Below are 5596 nucleotides of genomic sequence, written 5' to 3' on the forward strand. Positions count from 1 at the left end.
GCAGGGGAGTGGCGGAAGGCGTATAATAAGCGCTGTTCCCCGTTTCCTCCCCGGCCCCTCGCCGGCCGGGCTCCATGAGCCGAACCGTCATGTCGCGCAGCCAGATCATCACTGAACGCCTGCAGCAGGCCCTGCCGCTGCAGCACCTCGAGGTCATCAACGAGTCGCACAACCACGGCGGCCCGGGGACCGAGACCCACTACAAGCTCGTCATCGTGTCCGAAGCTTTCGCCGGCAAGCGTCCGGTGGCCCGGCACCAGTCCGTCTACCAGCTGTTCCAGGACCAGATGCAGGCCGGCCTGCACGCCCTGGCGCTGCACACCTACACCNGGTGCGGGCGCGCCAGCCGCTGGATGAGCCCGTGGTGGTGGCCGCGCTCTATCATTTCGCCCGGCTCGACGATTTCCGCGACCTGCGCGAGCCGCTGCTGGCGCTGTGCCAGGCGCAGGACATCCGCGGCACGCTGCTGCTGGCGCAGGAGGGCGTGAACGGCACCATCTCCGGTACCCGCGTCGGCATCGATGCCGTGCTCGCCCGGCTGCGCGCCGATCCGCGCCTGGCCGCGCTGGAGCACAAGGAGTCGTTCAGCGACCGGCACCCGTTCCTGCGCCTGAAGGTGAAGCTGAAGCAGGAGATCGTCACCCTCGGCGTGCCTTTCGTGGACCCGAACGCGGTGGTCGGCACCTATGTCGATCCGCAGGACTGGAACGCGCTGATCAGCGATCCGGACGTGGTGGTGATCGACACCCGCAACGACTACGAGGTGGCCATCGGCACCTTCGCGGGCGCGGTCGATCCGAAGACGCGCAGCTTCCGCGAATTTCCGCGCTATGTGAGCGAGCAGCTCGATCCGGCGAAGCACCGCAAGGTGGCCATGTTCTGCACCGGCGGCATCCGCTGCGAGAAGGCATCGAGCTACATGCGCCAGCAGGGCTTCGAGACGGTCTACCACCTCAAGGGCGGCATCCTGAAATACCTGGAGGAAGTGCCGGAATCGGAGAGCCTGTGGCAGGGCGAGTGCTTCGTGTTCGACGAGCGCGTGGGCGTGACCCACGGGCTGAAGGCGGGCGAGGCCGGGCTCTGCCACGGCTGCCGCCGCGCGGTGACGCCGGCCGATCGGGAGTCGCCGAAATACGAGGAAGGCATCAGCTGCCCTGCCTGCCATGACGAGCTGACCGGAGAGCAGCGTGCCCGCTTCGCCGAGCGCCGCCTGCAGCTGCGGCTGGCGGCGGAACGCGCCGGGAAGGCTGAATGATGCTGCGCCGTGCCGTCGCCGCGGGTCGCGGCGCAGCCCGGCGTGACGCCTCAGGCGTCGGGGGCGTGGAACAGCAGGTAGAGCGCGGTGATCAGCTCGGGAATCTGGCTGGTCATGTCCTTGAGCAGCTTGCGGTCGCGGCGCAGCACCTGCAGGTCGGGATCATCCACCAGGTCGGACAGCACCACCATGGGCAGGGTCAGGTCGGCGATTTCATCTTCGTCGGCGGCGTACCAGCGGTCCTCGTCGAGGAACAGGGCCTCCATGAAGCCGACGCACCAGTCGCTGAGCTCGTTGGGTTCGGTCGGGTGCGCGGTCAGCGTGCACGGCAGTTCCAGGCGCGAGCCGTGGTAGAGCACGGCGTGGATGCTCTTCTGCCAGGCGCGCAGCTGTTCGCGCAGGGCGTCCGAGGCGGCGGCGTCGGGCAGCGGCTGTTCGTCCTCGAAGAAGGCGGCCAGGGCGTCGTCGTCGAGCGTGCCGCGCGGACCCACGGTGAGGGCGGTGAGGAAGCCGTGCGCACCCATGAAGTCCAGTCCGTGCGCGTTGGCCTCGCTGTCGAGGAAGGTTTCCAGGGCTTCGAGGGTGGTGCCCGGCAGGGCGTACTGTTCGTGCATGACGGTCTCCGGTGTGCGAGTCCGCATTGTAGTGTCGCCGGCACGCCGGCGGCGAGGGAAAAGGCATGATGCTGGATGGGTGGGAAACGGTGCCGGCGGTCGACGGATCGCGGCAGGGTGGTACCGACAAGGGGGTCGCGGCCCTGCGCGCGCAGCTCGCCGGCATGGCGCCGGAGCTGCGCGCGCGCGAGGCGCTGCGCCATGTCTGGGGCTACGATGACTTCCGCGGCCGCCAGGCCGATGTGGTGGAGACGGTGGCATCCGGCCGCGATGCCCTGGTGCTGATGCCCACCGGCGGCGGGAAGTCGCTGTGCTACCAGGTGCCGGCGCTGATGCGGCGCGGCACCGCGGTGGTGGTGTCGCCGCTGATCTCGCTCATGCAGGACCAGGTCGCCACGCTGCTGCAGCTGGGCGTGCGCGCGGCCTACCTGAGCAGCAGCCTGGAGGCGCACGAGGCGCGGGCGATCGAGTCGCAGCTGCTCGACGGCCGCCTCGACCTGATCTACATGGCGCCCGAGCGCCTGGTGACGCCGCGCGCGCTGGACCTGCTGGCGCGCGTGGATATTTCGCTGTTCGCCATCGACGAGGCGCACTGCGTGTCGCAGTGGGGCCATGATTTCCGCGCCGACTATCTCGGCCTGTCGGTGCTTGCCGAGCAGTTCCCGCAGGTGCCGCGCCTGGCGCTGACCGCCACCGCCGACCTGCGCACGCGCGCCGACATCGTCCGTCTGCTGAAGCTGGAAGCGGCGGAAGTGTTCATCAGCAGTTTCGACCGGCCCAACCTGTTCTACCGCATGCTGCCGCGCCTGAACGCGCTGGAGCAGCTCACCGATTTCATCAAGCGCGAGCACGCCGGCGACGCCGGCATCGTCTACTGCCTGTCGCGCGCCAAGACCGAGAAGGTGGCGGAGGCGCTGCGCGCGCGCGGCTTCCCGGCGCTGGCCTACCACGCCGGTCTGCCGGCGGCCGAGCGCGAGGCCAACCAGACCCGCTTCCTGCGCGAGGAGGGCGTGATCGTGGTGGCGACCATCGCCTTCGGCATGGGCATCGACAAGTCCAATGTGCGCTTCGTCGCGCACCTGGACCTGCCCAAGAGCGTGGAGGCCTACTACCAGGAAACCGGGCGCGCCGGCCGTGACGGCCTGCCGTCGACCGTGTGCCTGTTCTACGGCCTGCAGGATGTCATCAAGCACCAGCAGATGCTCAGCCAGTCGGAAGGCAGCGAGGAGCACAAGCGCCACGAGCGCCGGCGCATCGACGCCATGCTGCAGCTGTGCGAGACCACCGACTGCCGGCGCCAGCTGCTGCTGCGCTACTTCGACGAGCACATGGCGCAGCCCTGCGGCTACTGCGACACCTGCGCCGAGCCGGTGGCGACCTGGGATGCCACCGAGCCGGCGCGGCTGGCGCTGTCGGCGGTCTACCGCACCGGCCAGCGCTACGGCGTGGAGTACGTGGTCGAGGTGCTCACCGGCAAGCGTTCGGAGCGTGTCGGCGACAATCGCCACGACCAGCTGGCACTGTTCGGGCAGGGCAGCGACACCAGCCTGAAGACCTGGCGCAGCATCTTCCGGCAGCTGCTGGCCAAGGGCCTGCTGCTGGTCGATCCGGACGGCTACGGCACCCTGCGTCTGTCGCCGGACTGCCGCGCCCTGCTCAAGGGCGAGGTGGCGCTGACGCTGCGCCGCGACCGCGACACCCTCACCGCCCAGCGCAGCGCCCGTGGCGGTTCGCGCGCCGCCGCTTCGGTGGCCTCCGCAGACCAGCCGCTGTGGCTGGCGCTGCGCGCGAAGCGGCGCGAGCTGGCGGAGGCGCAGGGCGTGCCGCCCTATGTCATCTTCCACGACAGCACGCTGCTGGCCATGATCGAGCACATGCCGCTGAGCCTGCGCGAAATGCGCCAGATCGGCGGCATCGGCGACAGCAAGCTGGAGCGCTACGGCGACGATTTCCTGGCGGTGATCCGCGACCACGTCGATGGCGCGTCCGGGGCGGGTGCTTGAGCACGCAGGCCGACCTTTTCCGGCAGGCCGGGCCGGCGGAGCACGGCTTTCCGGCCGATGCGGGCGTGCGCCCGCTGCCGGCCTGGGAGCTGGTGCGCAGCAAGCGCCGCACCCTGGCCATACACATCCGCCAGGACGGCCATGTGCAGGTACGCGCGCCGCTGCGCCTGCCGCGCCGTGACATCGAGGATTTCGTCGCCAGCCGCGCGGACTGGATACACCGCCACCTGGACGAGATCGCGGCGCGCGGGCCGCGGCCGCAGTGGCACGAGGGCTGGGGTGATGGCCGCAGCTGGTGGCACGAGGGCGAGGCGCTGCCGGTGCGCTGTCTGGCGCCCGGCCAGCGCCTGCCGGGGGTTTCGCTGCGTACCCGGGTGGCGCTGCATGACGGCGGCCTGTGGGTGTCCGCCGCTCTGGCCGGCGACTCGGCCGCCATTGCCGATGCCCTGCTGCGCTGGCAGTCGGCGCGCGCGGCCGAGGTGCTGCCGGCCAGCGTCGATGCGCTGGTGGCGCGTTTCGGCGAGGACTGGCGGCCGTCGGACCTGCGCCTGCGGCACATGCGCTCGCGCTGGGGCAGCTGCTCGCGCGACGGCCGCATGACCCTGAGCACGCAGCTCATGCATGTGCCGCCGGCCTGCCGCGACTACGTGATCTGCCACGAGATGAGTCATTTGCGCGAGTTCAACCACGGCCCGCGCTTCTATGCCTGGCAGGAGCACCTGTGTCCGGACTGGCGCGCGCGCCGCGATGACATGAAGCAGTGGGCGGAGCGCCTGCGCGGCGGCTGAGACGGCCTAGGCGGGGCTGACGGCACGGCGGTGCGCGAGCTGACGCGGGGGCGCCGGCTCACCGCGGGTGACTCTGGCGATCAGCTGCGCAGGGCGACTTCCAGCCACTTCTTGACGCGGTTGGCGTCGCCGATGCGGGTGTACTTGCCCCACGAGTCCATGAGCACGATCACCACCGGCATGTCCTCGATGTGGGCCATCATGACCAGGCAGCGGCCGGCCTCGTTGATGAAGCCGGTCTTGGACACGCCGATGTCCCATTCCGGCTTCTTCACCAGGCCGTTGGTGTTGTTGTACTGCAGCACCTGGCCGCGCGAGGTGACCTGGTAGGACGGCATGGTCGAGAAGGCGCGGATGTCGGGGTAGCGGTAGGCGGCCTGGACCATCTTGGTCAGCTCGCCCGGCGTCGACACGTTGCCGCCGTGCAGGCCGGTGCCGTCGTAGAAGTGGGTGTTCGGCATGCCCAGGCTGCGGGCCTTGCGGTTCATGGCGTCGAGCGCCGCCGACAGGCCGCCCGGATAGGTGCGGGCGAGCGCCGAGGCGGCGCGGTTCTCCGAGGCCATGAGCGCGAGCAGCAGCATGTCTGCACGCGTCAGCGTGGTGCCGACGCTGAGGCGCGAATGCGTGTGGCGCAGATGGTCGACATCGGCCTCGGTGATGGTGATGGGGTCGTTCAGGTCGAGACCGGCGTCGAGCACGATCATGGCCGTCATCAGCTTGGTGATGGAGGCGATGGGCATGCTCTGGTGCACGTTCTTGGCGTACAGCACTTCGCCGGTGCGGGCATTGGTGATGAGCGCGGCTCGCGACTCGATGGCCAGCGGCACGTCGAGGCGGCTTTCGATGAGGTCCGGGCCGGCACGGCGCTGCTGGGCGGCGATTTCGGCGGCGGACAGCACCACGGGGGCGGCGACGGCGGCTTTCTTGGCGGTCGAG

At 70.0% G+C, this 5596-nt stretch carries 6 protein-coding genes; 4 read left to right on the forward strand and 2 right to left on the reverse strand.

Features of this window, described 5'->3' with window-relative positions; genetic code table 11:
* Positions 1-89 precede the first annotated feature (89 nt).
* Both C5O18_RS10860 and trhO read left to right on the forward strand, forming a co-directional pair.
* The gene (locus C5O18_RS10860; protein WP_478209680.1) at positions 90-488 is read left to right on the forward strand and encodes a BolA family protein; all 399 of its coding nucleotides are present in this window, start codon (positions 90-92) and stop codon (positions 486-488) included.
* Positions 413-1255, forward strand: a complete 843-nt coding sequence (trhO, locus tag C5O18_RS05795; RefSeq protein ID WP_241146755.1) for an oxygen-dependent tRNA uridine(34) hydroxylase TrhO — start codon at positions 413-415, stop codon at positions 1253-1255. The genes C5O18_RS10860 and trhO overlap by 76 nt, the downstream gene beginning before the upstream one ends.
* Positions 1256-1305: 50 nt before the next feature.
* On the opposite strand, the gene C5O18_RS05800 is transcribed toward trhO, so the two are convergent.
* Complete coding sequence (locus C5O18_RS05800) at positions 1306-1869, reverse strand: YecA/YgfB family protein (protein ID WP_158249280.1); 564 nt, start codon at positions 1867-1869, stop codon at positions 1306-1308.
* Positions 1870-1934: 65 nt separating this feature from the next.
* Here C5O18_RS05800 and recQ point away from each other — a divergent pair, with 65 nt between their 5' ends.
* Both recQ and C5O18_RS05810 read left to right on the forward strand, forming a co-directional pair.
* Positions 1935-3872, forward strand: coding sequence for a DNA helicase RecQ (gene recQ, locus C5O18_RS05805; protein WP_241146754.1), 1938 nt, complete (start codon positions 1935-1937; stop codon positions 3870-3872).
* Positions 3869-4660 (forward strand): M48 family metallopeptidase, encoded by a 792-nt coding sequence (locus C5O18_RS05810; protein WP_105192286.1) that lies wholly within the window; start codon positions 3869-3871, stop codon positions 4658-4660. The genes recQ and C5O18_RS05810 overlap by 4 nt, the downstream gene beginning before the upstream one ends.
* An 80-nt stretch (positions 4661-4740) precedes the next feature.
* Here C5O18_RS05810 and pbpG read toward each other — a convergent pair.
* Positions 4741-5596 (reverse strand): D-alanyl-D-alanine endopeptidase (gene pbpG / locus C5O18_RS05815; RefSeq protein ID WP_206389748.1); only part of this gene is annotated, 856 nt, incomplete at its 5' end.

The sequence above is a fragment of the Amnimonas aquatica genome (genome assembly GCF_002943415.1).
GTDB classification, from domain to species: domain Bacteria; phylum Pseudomonadota; class Gammaproteobacteria; order Pseudomonadales; family Moraxellaceae; genus Perlucidibaca; species Perlucidibaca aquatica_A.

Bases quoted from the DNA above. Each gene is read 5' to 3' on its own strand.
- C5O18_RS05800 (WP_158249280.1), bottom strand. From the start codon at position 1,869: ATGCACGAACAGTACGCCCTGCCGGGCACCACCCTCGAAGCCCTGGAA.
- recQ (WP_241146754.1), top strand. From the start codon at position 1,935: ATGATGCTGGATGGGTGGGAAACGGTGCCGGCGGTCGACGGATCGCGG.